This is a genomic window from Lactobacillus sp. ESL0237 (assembly GCF_003692985.1).
Lineage (GTDB): Bacteria > Bacillota > Bacilli > Lactobacillales > Lactobacillaceae > Lactobacillus > Lactobacillus bombicola.
In genome coordinates this window covers 62,595-87,805 of sequence record NZ_REHE01000010.1, presented here as the reverse complement: position 1 = coordinate 87,805, position 25,211 = coordinate 62,595, and the positions used below count along the sequence as shown (strand labels likewise).

Sequence of the window (25,211 nt, the reverse complement as noted above, 5' to 3'; positions counted from 1 at the left end):
AATGCTAGGTTCAATTGAAGCAGGTGGAACAAAGTTTGTTTGTGCAATAGGTAATGAAAATTATCAAATTCAAGATCAAATTACTATACCAACAACTACACCACAAGAAACAATAAAAAAAGTTATAGACTATTTTAGGGGGTATCCAGTTGATGCAATCAGTATTGCATCTTTTGGACCAATTGAAATTCGAAAAACGGCTCATAATTATGGTTATATCACGACGACGCCCAAAAAAGGCTGGCAAGATACTAACATTGTGGGTATGCTAAAACAGGAAATCAATGTACCCATTTTTTTTACTACTGATGTGAATGGTTCAGCCTATGGTGAATATGTAATGACTTTACTTGCTAACGAAGACATTAATTCTCTTCTATATTACACAATTGGAACTGGAGTTGGTGGCGGTGCAATTATTGCGGGTAAGCTGGTGGGCAGTTTAGGGCATCCAGAAATGGGCCATGTTAAGGTTAAACGCCACCCAAATGACTTGAAATTTAAAGGTATTTGTCCTTTTCATGCTGATTGTTTAGAAGGACTTGTTGCAGGGCCAACGTTTGAAGCACGTCTTGGTAAAAAAGGAGCCGAAGTTCCAATTTCACATCCAGTTTGGGATATAATGAGCTATTATGTTGCTCAGGCTGCATTGCAGGCAACTTTATTATTTCGTCCTGATAAAATTGTTTTCGGTGGCGGTGTAACTAGTGAAGCGTTTTTACAAAAAGTGCGCCGTGATTTTGCGCAAATGTTAAACGGCTATCTTCAAGTACCAGATCTAAACAGATATATCACAATGCCAGAAATTCATGATAATGGTTCAGCGACAGTAGGAAATTTTGCTTTGGCCAAAAGAATCCTCAGAGCCATTGATTAGTTAAAAATCAAAAAGACAAAATGAGTTTATTATCATTTTGTCTTTTTTTATACATGATTTAAGGTCACTTCGCCTTGATCATAGCGATTTCTAGTTTGGGAATATTCAAAAGGTAGCCCATTGGTTAAAAAACAGACTTGTTCAATTTCAAAAATTGGATCATTTTTTTGACAGTTTAGGTATAACTGATCATAAGCATCGGCTTTATCTGCCCGAAAAGTGCGATTCGCTTTGCCAATTTTTAAATTAAGATCGTGTTCAATATAATGATAAATAGATTTTTTTAATATTTTAGGCGTAACTTGGGGGATCAGTTTGACGGGCATAATTGTATATTCTAGTCTAACTGGACTATTGTGTAAAAGACGTGAACGGATAATATCATAAACTAATTCCTGTTTATTCAGTTTTAATAAAGTAATTTCTTGATGAGTAGGTTTGCGCACATCAAAAGAAATTATATGACTTGTTAAAAATTGGCTATTTTTTATTCGTTCAGTAAAACCTACGTGTTCAACGGCATTATCCTTTTTGGAAATTTCTTGTTCTTCTGCTGTCAGAATCATAGTTCCATGACCACGGATTGGCGCTACAATACTTTTATATTGTAAAAAATGTAGGGCATTAATAATTGTTACCTTACTAGTATGATAAGTTTTTGCCAATTGATCAATATGGGGTAGTTGACATTGGTATTTGTGCAAAAGAATATCTTGTTCAATTTGATTGGCAATTAAAACATATTTGGGTTGCTTATGCATAATAGTTATTCCTTTCATCTTTCATAAGTAGACAATTTACTTTACTTACATTTTGGCAAATATTTACTTGGAAAGTAAAGTGCAATAATATTATTTTGAAAGCGCTTTTAAAATTTAAGAAAGAAGAAATATGATGGCTAAATTTTTTTGGGGAAATTCAACTTCAAGTATGCAAACAGAAGGTGGCTGGAATGAAGGGGGAAAAACTTTATCTGTTTATGACATTAGAAAGGCCGGGGATCACATAAGTGATTGGCATTTTGCTAACGATAACTACCACCATTTAACTGAAGATTTAGATTATATGCAAGATTTAGGAATGAATATGTATCGTTTTCAAGTATCCTGGTCGCGCATAATTAAGAATGGTGATGGTACTATCAATAAGGAGGGCTTTGACTACTACGACAAGTTGGTTGATGAACTAAGCAAACGTAATATTCAACCGATGATATGTCTTTATCATTTTGATATGCCATTACATTTAGCTCAGGACTACAATGGCTTTATTAGTAAAAAAGTTTGTCGTGCTTTTATTCGCTATAGCAAAATCGTGATTGATCATTTTGCAGGTAAAGTTAAATATTGGATTACTTTTAACGAGCAAAATTTGTATCATACGATGGAAGTTTTTAAAATTTCAGGTTATTTAAGAGGCAAGAAAACAATTTCAGAACTATATCAAATTGCGCATAATGTAATGTTTTGTCATGCGACAATTGCAAATTATTTACACAATAAAACTAAGGCAAAAATTGGTGGCATGTTAGCTTATAGTCAAGTCTATCCAGCAACAGCTAATCCGCAAGATGTATTTATGGCTAATCAAGTCGATGAGTTTTTGAATTTTAATTTACTCGATGCTTTTACTTTGGGGAAATATTCGACTGCTGTTACCCAATATATTAAAAAGCAGAGTATTAATATTCAGGTCAATCAAGCTGAATTGGTAGAAATTGCCAAATTGAAAAGTGATTTTTTAAGTTTTAGTTATTATGCGTCTAGTACAATTGATGCTAGTAAAATTCCTGAAAATACGCCCCCTAACCAGTATTTGAATTTTGGTAAAAAGGATAATCCTTATTTAAAGTCAACTGAATGGGGTTGGCAAATAGATCCTCTAGGATTTAGAGACGTTTTAAATAAAATATATCAACGTTATCATTTGCCTGTCTTCCCTATTGAAAATGGAATTGGGGTACGAGAAAGGTGGGATGGTAAGCATCAAATTGCTGATGATTATCGTATTAATTACCATCGCGATCATATTAAAGCAATGCAACAAGCAATAAATGAAGATGGAGTAAATGTAATGGGATACCTCGGTTGGGGCCTAATTGATATTATGAGTTCACAAGGTGATATGGAAAAAAGATATGGTGTCGTCTATGTTAATCGTACAAATCATGATTTGCGTGATATGAAACGCGTTCCTAAAAAAAGTTATGCATGGTTGAAAAAAGTTATTCATTCAAATGGTCAAGATTTAACTTGAGTTTAGAGGTGATTAAAGTGAATAATTCAGCTAGGAATCAGGCTCATCCACAATTACAAAAATTTTTAGATAAATTTACAGAAGTTTCAGTCCAAATTGGTAACCAGGTTCATTTAAGATCATTACGAGATGCTTTTGCCACATTAATGCCAATGTTTATTTTAGCTGGTGTTGCTGTTTTGTTTAATAATGTCATTTTTACTTGGTTAATGAAGGGAGCAATTTTAGCAAGATTTCAAGTTTTTGGCACAGCCTTAACAAACGGCACATTAAATGTAGCTAGTATCTTAATTGCCCCCCTGATTGGGTATTATTTAGCTAAAAATAAGGTTTACGAAAATCCAATTTCTGCCGCTGCAGTGTCTTTGTCAGCAGTTTTTATTATGTTAGCGATTAAAGTCAATGTTCAGCCGCTTTCAGGGAAAAAACCAGTTGAAATAACTGGTGCAGCTTTATATTCACAAATTGGTACAACGGGCATGTTTGCTGGTATCATTATTGGTTTACTGGCGACCGAAATTTATATTAGATTGACTAAAGTTAAAGCACTGAAAATCAATTTAGGAGATCAGGTGCCGCCTGCCGTAGGACAAAGCTTTAGCTCTTTAATCCCATCACTTTTAACTTTAAGTGTATTTGGTATTTTAGCAGCTATTTTAGCTTATTTTAAGACCGATTTGGTAACTTTAATTTCGCGCTTAATTCAAAATCCCTTACGGTCAGTTAATACTTCTCTTCCAGGCTTTTTATTAATATACTCTACAGGTAATTTTCTTTATACTCTTGGGATTCATCAAACTGTTATTAACGGCTCACTTCTTGACCCATTGAATCTGGTTAACATGAACGAAAATATGGCAGCTGTTGCAGCTGGTAAACAGCCAATTCATATTATCAACACAGACTTTGTAACAGTATATTCACAAATGGGCGGAACCGGGCTGACTTTATCCTTGATTATTGCTGTTTTATTGGTTTCGCGCTATAAGCCGTATAAAGATGTAGTTAGATTGGCAACTGTTCCGGGAATATTTGAAATTAATGAACCAATCATTTTTGGTTTTCCCATAGTTTTTAATATTCCAATGATTATTCCTTTTGTATTAAGTCCAGTAATTGGGTCATTAATTGGATATTTTGCAACGGCAATTGGTTTTGTTAAGCCACTTAGTGTACTAATTCCTTGGACAACTCCTCCACTTTTAAGTGGACTTTTGGCCAGTGCGGGAGATTGGAAGGTTGTATTAGTTCAAATTATCATTTTAATAGTTTGTACGTTATTCTATATTCCGTTCATTAAAATTTCTGAGCGAGTAGCTTTAAAGCAAGCAGAACTGCAATAACTTGAATCGTTATCTCAATAAACCTAGTTACGAAATTCATATTCATAATAATTTGGGACATGAACATAAGGTCGAATAGATTGTTTAATTTAGGGTTAATTTCCGATAGTAAGTCGGAGTTAACCCTTTTTGCTTTGATTGTTATTGAGAATAGTACGGGGTTTCTAATTAAGTTATGATTTCTTATTTTTATCAATAATACTGAATTTATTATAGTACGTTAGTTGCAATTAAACACTTTATTAGAAAAGAAATAGTTGGGCTAATGTAATATCATAAAATTTAACCATTTAATTATAATAGTAAATTTATAAAAAGTGTAACATATGATTAAAAATATAGCATAAACAATTTCTAAAGTATATATAATTAAAAAGACTTTTCCAAGATGATTTTTTGATAAAAAAAGCAATTATATATCTCTGATTTTAGTTATTTAAAAATTAATATTTATATTTTGTGATTAGTCACATATAAAAAAATAATGTTAGTAATTATTTTTTTATTTTTAGTATAACTAATAATTGTTTTTGCTAATAATTATTAAAACAATAAATATTGCTTTATCTTAGAAGCTAATTTGGATTTAAAAATAATATTAATACTATATATTATTTAAAATATATTATCTTTAATTAAGAACATTTTCAAATTTTATTGCTTTAAGAAAACAAAAGTACTTTAAAAATTGTTATTTAAATAAATATGTAAACAAAATAATTTTATATAATTTTTAGAATTTTATATGTAAAAAACTACATAAATGTGGAAACACTATAATAACTATGATAAAATGACACCTATATTGAATTGCAAGCTGTATATATTCGTGCATAAAAAGGAGAGTATATTTTGAACAGATTTGAATTAATCGAAGAAATAAAGAATACGAACTATAAAATGCATAAAAGCAAAAAAGGATGGCTAGTTAGCTATTCCTTATTAACTTTTATGCTAGGAGGAGGGCTAGTTTATAGCAATAAACTAGGTATACAAGATGTACAAGCAGCTGATATTAACAGCCAAACTAATCAAGAGGATTCTATTGATAAGCTTGCTCAACGAGCGACACTAAATCAATCAGTTACTGAAAGTAAGCCTATTGATTCAAATATGCTTGAAGAAGCAAAGAAAACGGCTTTGAGTACTTTAGAAAACAAAGCAGTTGATACTAAAGCAAAAATTAATGTTGATCAAACTTTGAGTAGTGGAGAGAAAGCAAATCAAATTAAGAATGTTGATGCTTTATTTAGTGACGCTAATAATAAGATTGAGTCAGCAATTAATTTAGCTAGTGTCAAGGCAATCGTGAATAATGTAATAACTAAAATTGATGCTAGTTATAATGTTACAGCTGCTAACAATGGTATCGAGACTAAAATAGCTTCTACCAAAGCACAGAATAAAAAAGGGGCAACGAAAAAACCATCTGTTACAAAAAGCTTATCGACATATTCAGGCCTTAATTCTTTTTTAGAAGAAAGACCGAATACTGATAATGCAAAACAGATAGTTGATGATCCCAAGTCACCTAATAAAAAATCAAAAACAAATGGTGAAAGTTTAAACGTAAACGATAATGGCCTAAAGCAGCCAGTAACTAATTCAAATCAAGTTCCCACTGCTAACACAGAAAACAGTAGGCCATTAACTATTGTTCCTAAACAATCTAATACATCTGTTAACATTCCAGCAGGTGATTTTGCTCCATCTTCTTCTATTATTAATGATATGGCTGATACCAAGTCATTAGATAAGAGAGGGTTGAGTGAGTCTACTCTAGTTAGTGAGACCACTCCTAGAGTTGAAACAGCAGCCGATGTTGGAACATCAAGGGATATAACAGTTTCTCCAGATTCTGATAGTAGTCGTCAAAAATTTAATGATGAGATTGGTAAAACTACTGGCAAAACCCCAACCTCATTGAATGTTCCTACACCTGATCAAATTCGGAATCCTAATATGTATAAGCAAAAATTAGTAAATGTAAGTGATTTTTCAAGTTTAGCAGCTGCATGGTCAGATGCAACTGTAACATATATTAATATTACAAATGATATAGCTTATGCGCCAGGAGCAGCTAATAATATTGGAAATCGTGCTGCAGGCGCAAATGTTGTAGTCAATGGTAACGGCCATACAATTGATTTAGGAACACAAACTTTTAGTTATGTTGCTGTGCCATATAATAATCTAACAACTGTAACTCTAACTAATGGAGTCTTTAAGCAAGGGTTTAATACAAATGATAATAATGCATATTCTCTTGTTTATTCAGGTAATGGTGCAGGACTTTCTGTAAACTTGGATAATGTAACCTTATCTCCAAGTACAGTAAATGGTAATAATCCGATTCATGCAGTAATGGCTAATGACTCAAAAGTAACTTTTTCAGGTGAGAATGTCTTTAATATTTCTAATGAGGTTACCCGTGGCGTCGGGAATATTATTTTTGCGAACAATAGCAGTGTAACCATGAAGAGAACTAGTAATGATATTCGCTTTTCGGAATTTTGGATGTCGAGTATATCACCACAAGCAAGTGTAGGCTACGGTAATATGATTACTATGGGTGACGGTTCTTCCAACACAGCACTTACTTACAATGATATCTCAGCCAATTATCCAGCTATGTATAATAACATTGGTGGTGTAAATGTTGGTGATAATGTTAGTTGGACTCAATCTGGCTTCCAATACTTTTTGAATGGGACCCAATCTAATGCATTTAACAATAATGCCATATTTAAATTTGGTCAAAATTTTAATTTGAAAGCGCCAATTACCACCATGCCAGGCGCAATTAGACTTCAAGGGAATCAATCTGTTGAATTTAATGCTGGGACCACTTTTGATATTAATCAACGAGCTAATGGGGCTGTAATTCAAGTTGCTAATACTTCTAGAGTAACTTTTATTTCACCAAAACAATTGCATTTGGCTATTCAAGGTCCTAATGGGGAACCAATAGCTACTAATGCTGGTATTATTTCAGGCACGGGCTCTGTAACTCTTAATAATTCAAATATTAAGACTTGGATAAGCAATAACTCCGCAAGTAATAATGCCAATGGAGATAATACTTTAAAGTTTGCCAAAATGGTTGTTACAAATGGTCAAGCAGTAATTACTGATATTAATGGTGTTACTTCTAATTCCAACATTGTTACACCAGCAACTCGTGAACTACAAACAATTGCTATTCCAGTAGGGAAAATTAAGATTCAATATGTTGATCAAAACGGTAAAAATCTTGGTTCACCAGTGGAGATGACTTTGCCACCTGATCCTTATATTGGTCAATATATACCACTTATTAATAACGAAAATGTTATTAATAATATGCCTAAAGGATATATGTGGGCCTTAGGTAAGCAAATTTATGCTGGTGCCGTAAAAGATGCTCAAAGTGGTGGTGATTTAACTACAAATGCTGATAATGGCGATGAATTTGGTCAAGCATCTATTGGTATTGCACCAATGGAAGGTGATAATTATACATATAAGGTTTATGTATACGGGGTAAAGAAGAACGTAACATATAGATATGTTGATGTTAATCACCCTGAACGCGTTTTGATCTCACCAATGTCAGGTAAATCAGGTACAGAGTCTGTTGAAAACTTAGTTCCAGCCAACTATGGTAATACCATTGACTGGACTAATAAATACTATACCCAAGATAATGTTCCAGCAGGTTATCATTATGCTGCAAAGGCGCAAAATCAGGCTACAAAGACTTTAGTATCTGACGATAACCCAGTAGTCAATATCTATGTTGAAGGTAATAAGCAGACTGTAAATCCAACATATGTAGATACCAACGGCAACAAGATTACTCCAAATAACAAAGTAGTAATTGAAGGTATTACAGGTGAAACTGTAAAATTACCACCAGCACCTGATGCAAACAATTGGGCTCCAGATCATGTGATTGTAAATGGGCAAAAAGTTGCATTTGATGCATCATTTGAATTAGCTGATGGAACAGATTCAGTAACCTATGTATATCATTCACTAGATATTGAAAAGCAAGCTGCTAATAAATCTATCGATGATGAGGCGACTAAAGTTAAGGGTGAGATTGACAATGACCCTACTCTTGATGATCTTGCTAAGAAAACGCAAAAAGATGCGGTTGACAAGGCTGCTAGTGCTGCTAAAAGCAAGATAGATCAAGCTATCGTTCCTAGTGAAGTAAGTGAGGCAGAGAAAAATGGTAAAGCTGCAATCGATGCAGCACATCAACCTGGTACGGCATTAAGTGATCAAAAGAAAGCCTCTACTGATGCAATTGATGCGGAAGCAACTAAAATTAAGGCTGAAATTGATGCGGATGTAACTTTAGATAATGCAGAAAAAGATACCCAAAAAGCTAATGTTGATGCTGATGCTACAGCAGCTAAAACCAAAATCAATGCTGCGCCTAACGCACAGGCAATTAAAAATGCACAAGCTGAAGGTATAGCTAAGATTGATGCAGATCATATTCCTAACAAAACATCATTACCTGATCAAAAAAGAGCTGCTCAAAATGTTATTGACCAAGAAGCAACTAAGATTAAGGCTGAAATTGATGCTGATGTTACTTTAGACGATACAGAAAAAGCCAAGCAAAAGGCCAATGTCGATGCAGATGCCACAGCAGCTAAAACTAAAATCAATGCAGCTACTAACTCACAAGCAGTTAAAGATGAACAAGCAGCAGGAATTGCGAAGATTGATGCAGATCATATTCCTAATAAAATGTCATTAATTGACCAAAAACAAGCTTCTAAAGCTGCTATCGACCAAGAAGCAGTAAAAATTAAAGCTGAAATTGATGCTGATGTAACTTTAGATGACGTAACTAAAGCCAAGCAAAAGTCTAATGTGGATACTGATGCGGCGGCAGCTAAAGATAAGATTGATCGAGCACTTAATGCCCAAGGCGTTAAAGATGCTCAAGCTGAAGGTATAGTTAAAATTGATGCAGATCATATACCAGGAACTACTTCATTAGCTGATCAAAAACAAGCTGCTAAAGGGATAATTGATCAAGAAGCAGTAAAAATTAAAGCTGAAATTGATGCTGATGACACTTTAGATGATGCAACTAAAGCTAAGCAAAAGTCTAATGTGGATATTGATGCTGCTGCTGCTAAGGTGAAGATAGACCAAGCGACTAATGCTCAAGGTGTTAAGGATGCAAAAGATGCAGGTATTATCAAAATTGACAGCGATCATGTTAGAAACAACATTTCTTTAGATGAAATCAAGCAAAATGATAAGAGTGCCATTGATCAAGAAGCAACTAAGATTAAAGCTGAAATTGATGCTGATGAGACTTTAGATAGTGCAGAAAAAGCTAGTCAAAAAGCTAATGTAGATACTGATGCCGCTGCTGCTAAGAGAAAGATAGACCAAGCAACTAATGCTCAAGGTGTGAAAGAAGCAACTGAAGCTGGAATTGCCAAGATTGATGCCGATCACATACCAAATAAGGTTTCTTTAGCTGATCAAAAGAAAGCAGCTCAGGATGCAATTGACCAAGAAGCTAAGAAAGTCAAGGCTGAAATTGATGCCGATTCTAGTTTGGACAGTGCAGAAAAAGCAGCACAAAAAGGTAATGTTGATGCTGATGCGGTAAATGCTAAGAAAAAGATTGATCAAGCAACAGGTGCACAGGGTGTTAAGGATGCTAAAGCAGAAGGAATTGCCAAGATTGATGCTGATTATATCCCTAATTCAACCTCACTAGCTGGTCAAAAGAAGATTGCTAAAGATGCCATTGATGCGGAAGCAACTAAGATCAAGGCTGAAATTGATGCCGATGTAACTTTAGATAATGCAGCTAAGGCCAAGCAAAAAGCAAATGTGGATACTGATGCCGATGCTGCTAAGAGTAAAATTGATCAAGCAACAGGTGCACAAGATGTTAAGGATGCTAAAACAGAAGGAATTGCCAAGATTGACAGTGATCATATTCCAGGTTCTACTTCATTAGCTGATCAAAAGACAGCAGCTAAGGCTGCCATTGATCAAGAAGCAACTAAGGTTAAGGGCGAAATTGATGCCGATGTAACTTTAGACGATGCGACTAAGGCTAAGCAAAAAGCAAATGTAGACAATGATGCGGCCGCAGCTAAGACTCAAATAGATCAAGCGGCTAATGCTCAAGGGGTTAAAGATGCTAAGAACCAAGGAATAATTAACATTGATAGTGATCATATTCCAGGTTCTACTTCATTGGCTGATCAAAAGCAAAACGCTAAGGCAATAATTGATCAAGAAGCAACTAAGATCAAGGCTGAAATTGATGCCGATAATAGTTTAGCTAATAATGAGAAAGCAGCGCAGAAAAATAATGTTGATATTGATGCCGCTGCTGCTAAGGTAAAGATAGACCAAGCAACTAATGCTCAAGGCGTCAAAGACGCGCAAAATGCTGGAATAATTAAAATCGATAGTGATCATGTTCCAAATAACATCTCATTAGCTGATCAAAAGAAGACCGCCAAAGATGCGATTGATCAAGAAGCCGCTAAGGTTAAAGGCGAAATTGATGCCGATATCACCTTAGATGATGCTGAAAAGGCCAAACAAAAGTCCAATGTTGACAAGGATTCTTTAGTTGCCAAAGCTAATATTGACCAGGCAACGACTGCTCAGGCCGTTAAGGATGCGCAAGCCGCTGGAATTATTAAGATTGATGCCGATTATATACCAAACAATGTCTCATTAGCTGATCAAAAGAAGAACGCTCAAGATGCCATTGATCAAGAAGCCGCTAAAGTTAAGGCCGAGATTGATGCCGATTCAACTTTAGATAGTGCTGAAAAAGCTGCGCAAAAGAGTAATGTTAATAAAGACGCTCAAGCCGCAAAGAATAAGATTGATCAAGCCACAAGTGCTCAAGGCGTGAAAGATGCTAAAAATGAAGGTATTAGAAAGATCGATAGCGATCATATTCCAAATAATATTTCATTAGCTGATCAAAAGAAAGCAGCTCAAGATGCCATTGATCAAGAAGCAACTAAGGTTAAGGGAGAAATTGATGCCGATGTAACTTTAGATGATGCGGCTAAGACCAAGCAAAAAGCTAATGTGGATACTGATGCAACCGCAGCTAAGAGCAAGATTAATCAAGCTACAGATGCGCAAGGAATTAAAGATGCTAAAAATGATGGAATTGTAAAAATTGATTCAGATCACATCCCTAATGCAACGCCATTAGATGACCAAAAACGGGCCGCTAAATTGTCAATTGATGCCGAAGCTAGACGAGTTAAGAGTATGATTGATAATGACGCTACTTTAGACGATGCGACTAAGGCCAAGCAAAAGGCTAACGTTGATACTGAAGCAATTAAAGCTAAATCAGCTATCGATAACTCAAAGAATGCTCAAGAGATTAAAACTTCTTTACACGATGGAATAGTAGCTATCGATGCGCAATATGTACCAGGTGAAAATGGAAGTTTAGATAGTCAAAAAGCGAAGGCAAAATCAGCAATTGATGCCGAAGCAACTAAGATTAAGACCGAAATTGATGCCGATGTAACTTTAGATGATGCGGCTAAGGCCAAGCAAAAGGCTAATGTTGATACTGATGCAACTAATGCTAAAACTAAGATAGATCAAGCAACTAATGCTCAAATAGTTAAAGATGAGCAAATAGCTGGAATCAATAAAATAGATGCTGATCATATTCCAGGTTCTACTTCATTAGGTGATCAAAAGAAAGCGGCTCAAGATGCGATTGACCAAGAAGCCGCTAAAATCAAGGCTGAAATTGATGCCGATGTCACTTTGGACGATGCTACTAAGACAAAACAAAAGGCCAATGTCGATACTGATGCAACTAATGCTAAAACTAAAATAGATCAAGCAACTGGAGCTCAAGCTGTGAAAGATGCTCGTGATAATGGGATTTCGAAGATTGATAGTGACCATGTACCAAATAGTACGTCACTAGCTGATCAAAAGAAAAATGCTCAGAATATAATTGATCAAGAAGCGGCTAAAGTAAAAGCCGAAATTGAAGCTGATGTAACTTTAGATGCAGCGGCTAAAGCAGCTCAAAAAGGTAATGTCGATATTGATGCTGCTGCAGCTAAGGTGAAAATAGATCAGGCAGTTAATGCTCAAGGTGTTAAGGATGCAACTAATGCGGGAATTGCGAAAATTGATAGTGATCATATTCCAAATGAAGCTTCATTAGCTGATCAAAAGAAAGCAGCTCAAGCTGCAATAGATGCTGAAGCTGCTAAAATCAAGGCCGAAATAGATGCAGACAATAGTTTAGATAGAGTTGAAAAAGCAACGCAAAAAGCTAATGTCGATAAAGATGCTGCTGACGCCAAGAATAAAATAGATCAAGCAATTAATGCCCAAGGTGTAAAAGATGCGCAAGCAGTTGGTATTACTAAGATTGATGCTGATCATATTTCTAACAGCACTTCACTTGAAGATCAAAAGAAAAATGCTACTCTATTAATCGATCAAGAAGCAGCTAAAATTAAGGCTGAAATTGAAGCTGATTCAACTTTGGATAGTGCTACTAAGGCCACACAAAAGGGTAACGTTGATAAAGATGCGGCTGATGCCAAAAACAAGATAAATCAAGCAACTAACTCTCAAGCTGTCAAAGATGCGCAAGCCGCTGGTATTATCAAGATTGATGGTGACCATATTACTAATAGCGTTTCTTTAGCAGAACAAAAGCGAAGTGCTCAAAGTGCAATTGATCAAGAAGCAGCTAAAGTAAAAGCTGAAATTGATAACGATCCAACGCTAGATAATACTACTAAAGCAGCGCAAAAGGGTAATGTTGATATTGATGCGGCGGCTGCTAAGAGCAAAATAGATCAAGCAGCTAATGCGCAGGAAGTCAAAGATGCACAAGCGGCAGGAATTACTAAGATTGACAGTGATCACGTACCAAATAGTACCTCACTTGCCGATCAAAAGAAGAGTGCTCAAGATGCAATTGATCAAGAAGCAGCTAAGATTAAGGCTGAAATCGATGCTGATTCAACTTTGGATAGTGTACAAAAAACAGCACAAAAGAATAATGTTGATGCTGATGCTGCAACTGCCAAAATTCAAATAGATCAAGCAACCAATTCTCAAGGTGTGAAAGATGCTAAAGCCGCAGGAATTAACAAAATTGATGGCGACCATATTCCAAATAATATTTCATTATCCGATCAAAAGAAAGCTGCTCAAAATGCAATAGATCAAGAAGCAGTTAAGATTAAATCTGAGATAGATAAAGATGTGACATTAGATGATGCTGCCAAAGCTAAACAAAAAGCCGAGGTTGATACTGATGCAGCCAATGCTAAAAAGAATATTGATGCTGCAACTAATGCTCAAGGTGTCAAGGATGCCCAAGCTGCTGGAATTGCTAAAATTGACAGCGATCATATACCAAATAATGTATCTTTAGACAATCAAAAGAAGAATGCCCAAAGTGCGATTGATCAAGAAGCAGCTAAGATTAAGGCTGAAATTGACAATGATCCAACTTTAGACAATGCTACTAAACTTAAGCAAAAAGCAAATGTCGATAATGATGCTACAGCTGCTAAAAATAAGATTGATCAAGCAGCGAATGCACAGGAAGTAAAAGATGCGCAAGCCGCTGGAATTACTAAGATTGATAGCGATCATGTGCCAAACAGTACATCACTTGCCGATCAAAAGAAGAGTGCTCAAGATGCAATTGATCAAGAAGCCGCTAAAATTAAATTTGACATTGATAATGATGCAACTTTAGACAATGCGGCCAAGATTAAGCAAAAAGCAAATGTCGATAATGATGCAACTGTTGCTAAGAATAAGATTAATCAAGCTCCTGATGCTCAGGGTGTCAAAGATGCGCAAGCAGCCGGAATTATTAAGATTGATGGTGATCATATTCCAAGTGTTACAACATTAGCCGATCAAAAGAAGAATGCTCAAAGCATGATTGATCAAGAAGCTGCTAAGATTAAAGCTGAAATTGATAATGATGCAACTTTAGATAACGCAGCTAAGGCTAAACAAAAAGCAAATGTCGATAATGATGCAGCTGTTGCTAAAAATAATATTGATCAAGCAGCTAATGCGCAGGAAGTAAAGGATGCACAGGCCGCTGGAATTATTAAGATTGATAGCGATCATATTCCAAGTAGTACATCACTTGCCGATCAAAAGAAGAATGCCCAAGATGCAATTGATCAAGAAGCAACTAAGATTAAAGCAAATATCGATGCTGATACCAGTTTAGATAATGCAGAAAAGGCAGCGCAAAAGAGTAATGTTGATAAAGATGCGCAAGTCGCTAAGGCTAAGATTAATCAAGCTCCTGATGTTCAAGGTGTCAAAGATGCGCAAGCTGCTGGAATTATTAAGATTGATAATGACCATGTACCAAACAACTCATCATTAGCCGATCAAAAGAAGAATGCGCAATCAGAGATTGATCAAGAAGCTGCTAAGATTAAAGCAAATATCGATGCTGATACTAGTTTAGATAATGCGGAGAAGGCAGCGCAAAAGAGTAATGTTGATAAAGATGCGCAAGCCGCTAAGAATAAAATTGATCAAGCTCCTGACGCTCAGAGTGTTAAGGATGCTAAGATAGCTGGAATTAACAAGATTGACAGTGATCATGTACCAAACAATTTATCATTAGCAGATCAGAAGAAGAATGCCCAGGATGCTATTGATCAAGAAGCCGCTAAGATTAAAGCGGAAATTGATAATGATTCAACTTTAGATAATGCAGAAAAGACAGCCCAAAAGAGCAATGTTGACAAGGATGCGCAAGCCGCTAAGAATAATATTGACCAGGCTACTAGTGCCCAAGGTGTCAAAGATGCTAAAGCGGCTGGAATTAGTAAGATTGATAGTGATCATGTACCAAACAACTTATCATTAGCAGATCAGAAGAAGAATGCGCAATCTGCAATTGATCAAGAAGCCGCCAAAATCAAGGCTGAAATTGATGCTGATGTAACTCTAGACGATGCTACTAAGATTAGTCAAAAGGGTAACGTAGATGCTGATGCGCAAGCCGCTAAGAATAAGATTGATGCTGCAACTAATGCCCAAGAGGTCAAGGATGCGCAAAATGCTGGAATTACTAAGATTGACTCTGACCATCAAAGTAATAAGACCTCATTGTCAGATCAAAAATTGGCAGCAAAAGCTGAGATTGATGCAGAAGCTAAAAAGGTTAAGGCTGAAATTGATGCTGATATAACATTAGATGATGCAACAAAAGATGTGCAAAAGAATAATGTTAATAATGAAGCAGCAAAAGCTAAGAAGGCAATTGATGGTGCAAATAATGCTCAAGAAATCAAATCTTCTCTGCATGATGGAATTTCAGCAATTGATGCCCAACATGTATCAGGTCAAAATGGAAGTTTAGAGGCGCAAAAAGCTAAGGCACAAGCAACAATTGATCAGGAAGCTGCTAAGATTAAGGCCGAAATTGAATCTGATCCAACCTTAGATAGTGCTACAAAGGCTAAGCAAAAAGCTAATGTAGATGCCGATGCGCAAGCTGCTAAGAGCAAGATTGATCAAGCAACAAACGCTCAAGGTGTCAAAGATGCGCAAAATGCTGGAATTAGTAAGATTGATGCCGATCATGTACCAAATAGTACTTCTCTTGCCGACCAAAAGAAGAATGCGCAAGATGCTATTGATCAAGAAGCCGCTAAGATTAAGACCGAAATTGATAATGATCCAACCTTAGATAGTGCTACAAAGGCTAAGCAAAAAGCTAATGTAGATGCCGATGCGCAAGCCGCTAAGAATAAGATTGATACCGCAACTAATGCACAAGATGTTAAGGATGCGCAAAATGCTGGAATCATTAAGATTGATAGCGATCATGTATCAAATAGCACTTCTCTTGCTGACCAAAAGAAGAATGCACAAGGTTTAGTTGATCAAGAAGCAATAAAGATTAAAGCTGAGATTGATAATGATCCAACCTTAGATGATGCAACTAAGGCAAAACAAAAAGCTAATGTAGATGCTGATGCGCAAGCCGCTAAGAATAAGATTGATGCTGCAACTAATGCCCAAGAGGTTAAGGATGCGCAAAATGCTGGAATTAGTAAGATTGATGCCGATCATGTACCAAATAGTACTTCTCTTGCCGACCAAAAGAAGAATGCGCAAGATGCCATTGATCAAGAAGCCGCTAAAATCAAGGCCGAAATTGATGCTGACGTAACTCTAGACGATGCAACTAAGGCTAAGCAAAAAACTAATGTGGACAATGATGCAGCAGTAGCTAAAAATAAAGTTGCTCAAGCACCTAATGCCCAAGGCGTCAAAGATGCCCAAGCTGCTGGAATTAGTAAGATTGATTCAGATCATGTACCAAATAGTGCATCACTTACTGATCAGAAGAAGGCTGCTCAAGGTTTAATTGATCAAGAAGCAGCTAAAATCAAGGCCGAAATTGATAATGATCCAACTTTAGACGATGCAACTAAGACCAAGCAAAAAGCTAATGTTGATGCCGATGCTAACGCAGCTAAGAACAATATTGATCAAGCTACAGATGCCCAAGGCGTCAAAGATGCTCAAGCTGCTGGAATTAACAAGATTGACAAAGATCATGTACCAAATAGTGTATCTTTAGAAAATCAAAAGAAGAATGCCCAAAATATAATTGACCAAGAAGCCGCTAAAATTAAGGCTGAAATTGATGCAGATTCTACTTTAGATAGTGCAACTAAAGCTGCTCAAAAAGGCAATGTTGATAAAGATGCACAAACTGCAAAAGATAACATTGATGCTGCAACTAATGCCCAAGGCGTCAAAGATGCTCAAGCTGCAGGAATTAGTAAAATTGATTCAGATCATCAAAGTAGCAAGATGTCATTAGCTGATCAAAAGGCTGCTGCTCAAGCAATAATTGATCAAGAAGCTGCTAAGATTAAAGCAGAAATTGATGCCGATGTAACTTTGGATTGTGATGCTAAAGATGCGCAAAAAGCAAATGTAGATAAGGATGCAACAGATGCGAAGGCCAAAATTAGTCAAGCTCCTGATGCTCAAGGTGTCAAAGATGCACAAGCTGCGGGAGTTACTAAGATTGATGCTGATCATGTACCAAGTGGCATTTCATTAAATGATCAAAAGCGGAATGCGCAAAGTACAATTGATCAAGAAGCCGCTAAGATTAAAGCGGAAATTGATGCCGACGTAACTTTAGATGATGCAACTAAGGCTGTGCAAAAGGCTAATGTAAATAAAGATGCACAAGCCGCTAAGGCAAAGATTGATCAGGCTGCAGATGCGCAAGCAGTTAAAGATGCTGTTAAAGCCGGTATTAACAAGATTGATAGCGATTATGTACCAAATAGTGCTTCATTAGCCGATCAAAAGTCATCAGCACAAGCTGCTATTGATCAAGAAGCCGCTAAGATTAAGGCTGAGATTGATGCTGACCCATCTCTAGATACCAACGAAAAGACAAAACAAAAGACTAACGTTGATAAAGATGCGCAAGCCGCTAAGAATAGCATTGATCAAGCACCTAATGCCCAAGGTGTCAAAGATGCTAAAGCAGCTGGAATTAGTAAGATTGATAGTGACCATGTGCCAAGTGGTATCTCATTAGAAGATCAAAAGAAAGCTGCTCAAGGTATAATTGACCAAGAAGCCGCTAAGATTAAAGCCGAAATTGATACTGATCCAACTTTGGATGATGCAACTAAGGCTAAACAAAAAGCTAATGTTGATACTCATGCCAATGCGGCTAAGAGCAATATTGATCAAGCTACAGATGCGCAAGGCGTCAAAGATGCCAAGGCAGCTGGAATTAGTAAGATTGATGGTGATTACGTACCAAATAGTATGTCACTAGAAGATCAAAAGAAGGCTGCTCAAGGTATAATTGATCAAGAAGCTGCCAAGATTAAGGCTGAGATTGATGCAGATGAAACCTTAGACGATGTAACTAAAGCTGCCCAAAAAGCTAATGTTAATAAGGATGCGCAAGCAGCTAAAAATAGTATTGATCAAGCAACGAATGCTCAAGGCGTGAAGGATGCTAAAGCAACTGGAATTGCCAAAATTGATGGTGATCATATTCCAAACAGTACTTCACTAGCGGATCAAAAAGTTGCTGCTCAAGCGACAATTGATCAAGAAGCTGCCAAGATTAAGGCTGATATTGATGCTGATCCAGCCTTAGACGATGCTACAAAGAATAAGCAAAAAGCTAATGTAGATAAGGATGCAGCAGCAGCTAAAGCTAAAATTGGTCAGGCAACTAATGCTCAAGGTGTGAAAGATGCCCAAGGTGCAGGAATTGCCAAAATTGATAGTGATTACGTACCAAGTAATACATCATTAGCTGAGCAAAAGACTAATGCTAAAGCTGCCATTGATCAAGAAGCTGCTAAAATTAAAGCTGATATTGATGCCGATCCCGCACTAGACGATGCACTCAAGGCAGCCCAAAAGTTGACTGTAGATAGAGATGCGCAAGCAGCTAAGGCGAAGATTGACCAAGCACTTAATGCTCAGGGCGTGAAAGATGCGCAAGCAGCTGGAACTGCTAAGATTGACAGTGATTATGTGCCAAGTAATACATCATTAGCTGAACAAAAGACTAATGCTAAGGCTGCCATTGATCAAGAAGCCGCTAAAATTAAGGCTGAGATTGATGCGGATGAAACTTTAGATGATGCAGCTAAGAAATCACAAAAAGCTAATGTTGATAAGGATGCGCAAGCTGCCAAGGCGAAGATTGATCAAGCACTAAATGCTCAAGGCGTAAAGGATGCACAAAGTGCAGGAATTGCTAAAATTGATAGCGATCACTTAGAAAACGGTGCTTCATTAGCTGATCAAAAGAGAAACGCGCAAGCGGAAATCACAAAAGAAGCTACTAAGATTAAAGCCGAAATTGATGCTGATCCTAGCTTAGATGATGCAACAAAATTGGCACAAAAGAATAGTGTTGATAAAGATGCACAAGCGGCTAAGGCGAAGATTGCTGAATCGACTAATGCCCAAGCAGTCAAAGATGCTAAAGCTGATGGAATTAGTAAGATTGATGATGATCATGTAACAAACAATATTCCATTAGCTGATCAAAAGCGGAGTGCCCAAAATGCGATTGATCAAGAAGCTGCTAAGATTAAAGCTGAAATTGATGCTGATTCTACTTTAGATAATGCAGTTAAAGCAGCCCAAAAGGCTAATGTTGATAGAGACGCACAAGCGGCTAAGAATAACATCGATCAAGCAATTAATGCTCAAGGTGTAAAGGATGCAAAATCTGCTGGTATCAGTAAGATTGATAGCGATCATGTGCCAAATAGTGCCTCATTAGCTGATCAAAAATCAGCAGCTCAAGCAGCCATTGATCAAGAAGCTGCTAAGATTAAGGCTGAAATTGATGCCGATGAAACTTTAGATGATACTGCAAAGGCAAAACAAAAAGCTAATGTAGATAACGATGCAACCAGCGCTAAAGGTAAGATTGATCAAGCAACTAATGCTCAAGAAGTAAAAGATGCAAAATCTGCTGGAATTAGTAAGATTGATGGTGATCATTTAGTAAATGGTATGTCATTAGCCGATCAAAAGCGGAATGCCCAAAATGCAATTGATCAAGAAGCTGCTAAGATTAAAGCCGAAATTGATGCTGATCCTGCTATAGATGATGCAACTAAGCTTGCACAAAAAGATAATGTGGATAAGGATGCACAAGCAGCTAAGAATAACATTGATCAAGCTCCAGATGCTCAAGGTGTTAAAGATGCCAAAGCGGCAGGAATTAGTAAGATTGATGCTGATCACTTAAGTAGTAAAGTTTCATTAGCTGATCAAAAGATTGCTGCTAAAGATGCGATTGACCAAGAAGCTAAGAAAGTCAAAACTGAAATTGATGCTGATCCTTCTTTAGATGACGCAACTAAGGCTAAGCAAAAAGTCAATGTTGATGCTGAGGCAACTAAGGCTAAAGGTGCAATTGATAATGCAACCAACGCTCAAGGTATAAAAGGTGCAGTTCGTGATGGAATTGTAGCAGTAGATGGGCAACATATAACTAATGAAAATGGAAGTTTGGAAAGTCAAAAATCTCAAGCTAAGGCAACAATTGATCAAGAAGCCGCTAAGATTAAGGCCGAAATTGATGCCGATCCTACCTTAGATAATGCTGCTAAAGCAGCACAAAAGGCTAATGTAGATAAAGATGCACAAGCGGCTAAGATTAATGTTGATCAAGCTCCAAATGTTCAAGGTGTCAAAGACGCTAAAATAGCTGGAATTAGTAAGATTGATAGTGATCATATTCCAAGTAGCATGTCATTAGCCGATCAAAAGAGAAATGCCCAAATAGCAATTGATCAAGAGGCTACTAAAGTGAAAGCAGCAATTGATGCTGATCCTACCTTAGACAATGCTGCTAAAGCAGCACAAAAGGCTAATGTAGATAAAGATGCTGCTGATGCAAAAGATAAAATTGATCAAGCAACGAATGCTCAAAGTGTTAAGGATGCTCAATCTACTGGAATTAGTAAGATTGATAGTGACTATGTAACTAATAGCACATCATTAACTGATCAAAAACTAGCTGCTAAAGCAACAATTGATCAAGAAGCTAAGAAGATTAAAGCAGAAATTGAAGCTGATGTAACTTTAGATAATGCTACAAAGGCTAAAGAAAAAGCTAATGTAGATGCAGAAGTAGTTAAAGCTAAAGAAGCAATTGATAATGCACCTAATGCTCAAGAACTTAAGAACACCATCAATAAGGGAATTGCAGCAATTGACGCACAATACATTCCTCAAGGAAGCTTAGATAGCCAAAAGGCTAAGGCAAAAGCAGCAATTGATCAAGAAGCTTCTGTAATCAAGAATAAGATTGCAAATGATTTATCATTAGACGACAAAGCGAAGGCAGATCAGATAGCGGCAGTTGACCAAGAAGCAACTAGGGCTAAGGAGAATATTCAAAAGGCTGAAAATGCCCAAGAAATTAATGATGCTCTTAATCTTGGAATTACTAATATAGATGCTAAATATGTACCTTCAATTTCAATAGCTGATCAAAAATCTTATGCTAAGAAACTTATTATGGATGAGGCTGAAATTGTTAAGAATGAAATTAACAGTGATAAGACTTTATCTCAAAAACTTAAGGCACAACAAATTGAAGCTGTAGAAGCTCAAAAGCAAAAGGCTTTGGATAAAATTGACGAAGCTACGAATTCGCAAGCTATTAAAGATGAATATAAAAATGGTGTCCTTGCACTTCATGCTCAGCATCTAGCAGCTGATCAGTTAGATGCTCAAAAGCAAGTAGCTAAAAATGCACTTGTTAAAGAAGCAGATACAATTAAGAGTGCAATTAATGCTGATTCAACTTTGGACAGTATTGCTAAGAAAACACAGATTGATAATGTTGAATTAGAGCTTCAAAAAGCACAAAATTCAATTGATCGTGCAAGAACTTCACAAGAAGTTGAAGATCAACAAGATAAAGGAATTGCAGCAATTGATGCACAATACATTCCTGGGAAACCACTTAATGATCAAAAAGATATAGCAAATAAGGCCATTGAAGATGCTGCTGCTAAAGCTAAGGAAAAGATAAGTCAAGATTTAACCTTAACTAGCGCGGAAAAGGCAAAACAAAATCAAGCAGTTGATGATGCTCAAGCCAAGGCCAAGAGCGCAATCAGGCTAAGAATGCAGATGAAATTGCTCAAGCCCAAGAAGATGGAGTGGCTGAAATAAATGCTATTCCAAAATCAAATGGTACAGTAGCAGGTCAGAAGAAGGCCGCAACTGATGCCATTGACAAGGCCGCTGCCGCAGCTAAAGACAAGATTAGCCAAGATCCAACTATCACTAGTGCTGAAAAGGCAAAACAAAGTCAAGCAGTTGATGATGCTCAAGCCAAGGCCAAGGATGCAGTAGATCAGGCTAAGAATGCAGATGAAATTAATCAAGCCCAAGCAGACGGAATTACAGGAATCAACAGTATTCCAAAATCAAATGGTACAGTAGACGGGCAGAAGAAGGCCGCAACTGATGCCATTGACAAGGCCGCTGCCGCAGCTAAAGACAAGATTAGCCAAGATCCAACTATCACTAGTGCTGAAAAGGCAAAACAAAGTCAAGCAGTTGATGATGCTCAAGCCAAGGCCAAGGATGCAGTAGATCAGGCTAAGAATGCAGATGAAATTAATCAAGCCCAAGCAGACGGAATTACAGGAATCAACAGTATTCCAAAATCAAATGGTACAGTAGACGAGCAGAAGAAGGCCGCAACTGACGCCATTGACAAGGCCGCTGGAGCTGCTAAGGATGCCATTAATAAAGACAGTAGTTTAACAGATGCTGAAAAAGCAGCTGGCAATAAAGCAGTCGATGCTGCCGCAGCTAAAGCTAAGGAAGAAATCAACAAGGCTGTTAACTCTGATGATATTAATAAGGCTAAAGAAAATGGTTTAGCTGAAATTGGTAAGGCTGTTCCAAACAGCACTTTAGATAAGCAAAAAGAAGATGCTAAGAAGTCAATTGATGACGCTGCAGCGAAGGCTAAGGATGCCATTAATAAGGATCCTAAGTTAACAGATGAGCAGAAGAAGGCGGCAACTGACGCTATTGACAAGGCCGCTTCTGCTGCTAAGGATGCAGTAGATAAGGCTAAGACGCCAGATGAAGTTAACCAAGCTAAAGAAAATGGTTTAGCTGAAATTGGTAAAGTAGTTCCAGATAGCAGCTTGAATAAACAAAAAGAAGATGCTAAGAAGGAAGTTGATGACGCCGCAGCCAAGGCTAAGGATAAGATCGATAAAGATTCAAACTTAACTGACAAGCAAAAAGAAGATGCTAAGAAACAAGTTGATGATGCCGCAGCCAAAGCTAAGGATGAAATCGACAAGGCCAAGACCCCAGACGAAGTTAACAAGGCTAAGGACAAGGGAACTTCAGATATTGACAAGCAAGTACCAGGCAACAACACACCAGGTAACAGCTTAGAAGATCAGAAGAAGGCCGCTAAGGATGCCATTGATAAGGCTGCTTCCGCTGCTAAGGATGCCATTAATAAGGATCCTAAGTTAACAGATGAGCAGAAGAAGGCGGCAACTGACGCTATTGACAAGGCCGCTTCTGCTGCTAAGGATGCAGTAGATAAGGCTAAGACGCCAGATGAAGTTAACCAAGCTAAAGAAAATGGTTTAGCTGAAATTGGTAAGGTAGTTCCAGATAGCAGCTTGAATAAACAAAAAGAAGATGCTAAGAAGGAAGTTGATGACGCCGCAGCCAAGGCTAAGGATAAGATCGATAAAGATCCAAACTTAACTGACAAGCAAAAAGAAGATGCTAAGAAACAAGTTGATGATGCCGCAGCCAAAGCTAAGGTTGAAATCGACAAGGCCAAGACCCCAGACGAAGTTAACAAGGCTAAGGACAAGGGAACTTCAGATATTGACAAGCAAGTACCAGGCAACAACAATTCTGGTGGTAATGGCAATGGTGGTAACACTAACCCAGGTAACACTAATTTAACTTTTGATAAAATTTTAGAAGACCAAAAGAAAGCTGCAGACAAAGCAATCGATGATGCAGTATCTGCAGCTAAAGATAAAATTAATAAGGATCCAAACTTAACTGATGAGCAAAAAGCAGCCGCTAATAAGGCAGTTGATAATGCGGCAGCCAAAGCTAAGGATGCAATCAGTAAAGCTAAAACTCCTGAAGAGCTAAAGCAAATTCTCGATAATGCTATAGCTGAAATTAATAAGAATATTCCTAGTCAAGGGAATAATAAGCCAGATGCTATTGAAAAGCGGCTTAACCACAATGCTTACTTCTATAACAAACAAGGTAAGCGAGCTAACTTATTGGTAGCTAAGAGCGGTTCGATAATTTCAACGTATGGAATAGAAAAGATTAACGGTCGTGAATTCTACATAACAGATAATGGCTTATACGTAGCTGTTAATAATGTTATTAGTAACAAGCGTCGCCTGAAACGGAATGCATTTGTATATAACCGTTATGGCAAGCGTGTAGGTATAACATTACTTAAGAAGAATTCAGAAGTTGGCACATATGGTGATCCAGTGAAGATCAAGGGTATTGCATACTACATCATTGGTCAAAACCGCTATGTCAAGGCAGCCAATTTTGCATTTGTAACTGTAGAGGCAAATAATACCCTTGCTGATGGAGTAACTGCGAATGCAGAAGTTCATCATAATGCATACATTTATGATGAAAATGGTAACCGTTTGAATAAGCTTGTTCTAAAGGCAGGATCCAGAATTACTACTGGTGAAAGTAGAACGATTAGTGGACAGAAGTACGTAGCAATAGCTGGAGGTCAATATCTAGCAAGTGATAATGTTACAGGAACTGGCCGTAAGTTAAAGCACAAGTCATACGTATATAACCAATATGGCCAAAGAATAAGTCGGAAAGCATTAAAAAAGAATAGTGCAATTCAAACTTATGGCAATGCAGTAAATATTCAAGGTAGCGAATATTATGCAGTTGGTCAAAATAAATTCGTTAAACGTTCTAACTTCAAGTAAAATCAAGAAATTCTTGAACAAACTTAAGTAGTAAAAGAAGCTCCTATCTCAAAAGAGGTAGGGCTTCTTTTTTTATTATTAATAAATTCAATTTTATGTCAAACTAAGCTATTTTAAATTACTATTTAGATTTAGAACTATCGTTATATAATTTTGTATACTTTATATTTA

General features: G+C 36.8%; 6 protein-coding genes. 5 read left to right on the top strand and 1 reads right to left on the bottom strand.

Annotated elements, in window-relative coordinates:
• The first annotated feature begins 1 nt into the window (after position 1).
• Complete coding sequence (scrK, locus tag F5ESL0237_RS05750; RefSeq protein ID WP_122024885.1) at positions 2-877, top strand: fructokinase ScrK; 876 nt, start codon at positions 2-4, stop codon at positions 875-877.
• Between the two features lie 47 nt (positions 878-924).
• Here scrK and F5ESL0237_RS05745 read toward each other — a convergent pair whose 3' ends face one another.
• Positions 925-1,638 (bottom strand): GntR family transcriptional regulator, encoded by a 714-nt coding sequence (locus F5ESL0237_RS05745; RefSeq protein WP_158593164.1) that lies wholly within the window; start codon positions 1,636-1,638, stop codon positions 925-927.
• A 133-nt stretch (positions 1,639-1,771) separates the two neighbouring features.
• Here F5ESL0237_RS05745 and F5ESL0237_RS05740 point away from each other — a divergent pair, with 133 nt between their 5' ends.
• The 4 genes from F5ESL0237_RS05740 (at position 1,772) to F5ESL0237_RS05725 (ending at position 25,040) form a co-directional block, all read left to right on the top strand.
• The gene (locus F5ESL0237_RS05740; RefSeq protein ID WP_122024883.1) at positions 1,772-3,133 is read left to right on the top strand and encodes a glycoside hydrolase family 1 protein; all 1,362 of its coding nucleotides are present in this window, start codon (positions 1,772-1,774) and stop codon (positions 3,131-3,133) included.
• Between the two features lie 17 nt (positions 3,134-3,150).
• Positions 3,151-4,476, top strand: coding sequence for a PTS sugar transporter subunit IIC (locus F5ESL0237_RS05735; protein WP_233551933.1), 1,326 nt, complete (start codon positions 3,151-3,153; stop codon positions 4,474-4,476).
• Between the two features lie 852 nt (positions 4,477-5,328).
• On the top strand, positions 5,329-22,230 hold the full coding sequence (locus F5ESL0237_RS05730) for a DUF1542 domain-containing protein (RefSeq protein WP_122029876.1): 16,902 nt from the start codon (positions 5,329-5,331) through the stop codon (positions 22,228-22,230).
• Positions 22,218-25,040 (top strand): DUF1542 domain-containing protein, encoded by a 2,823-nt coding sequence (locus F5ESL0237_RS05725; protein ID WP_122029875.1) that lies wholly within the window; start codon positions 22,218-22,220, stop codon positions 25,038-25,040. Before F5ESL0237_RS05730 ends, F5ESL0237_RS05725 begins: the two co-directional genes overlap by 13 nt.
• The last annotated feature ends 171 nt before the right edge of the window (positions 25,041-25,211 follow it).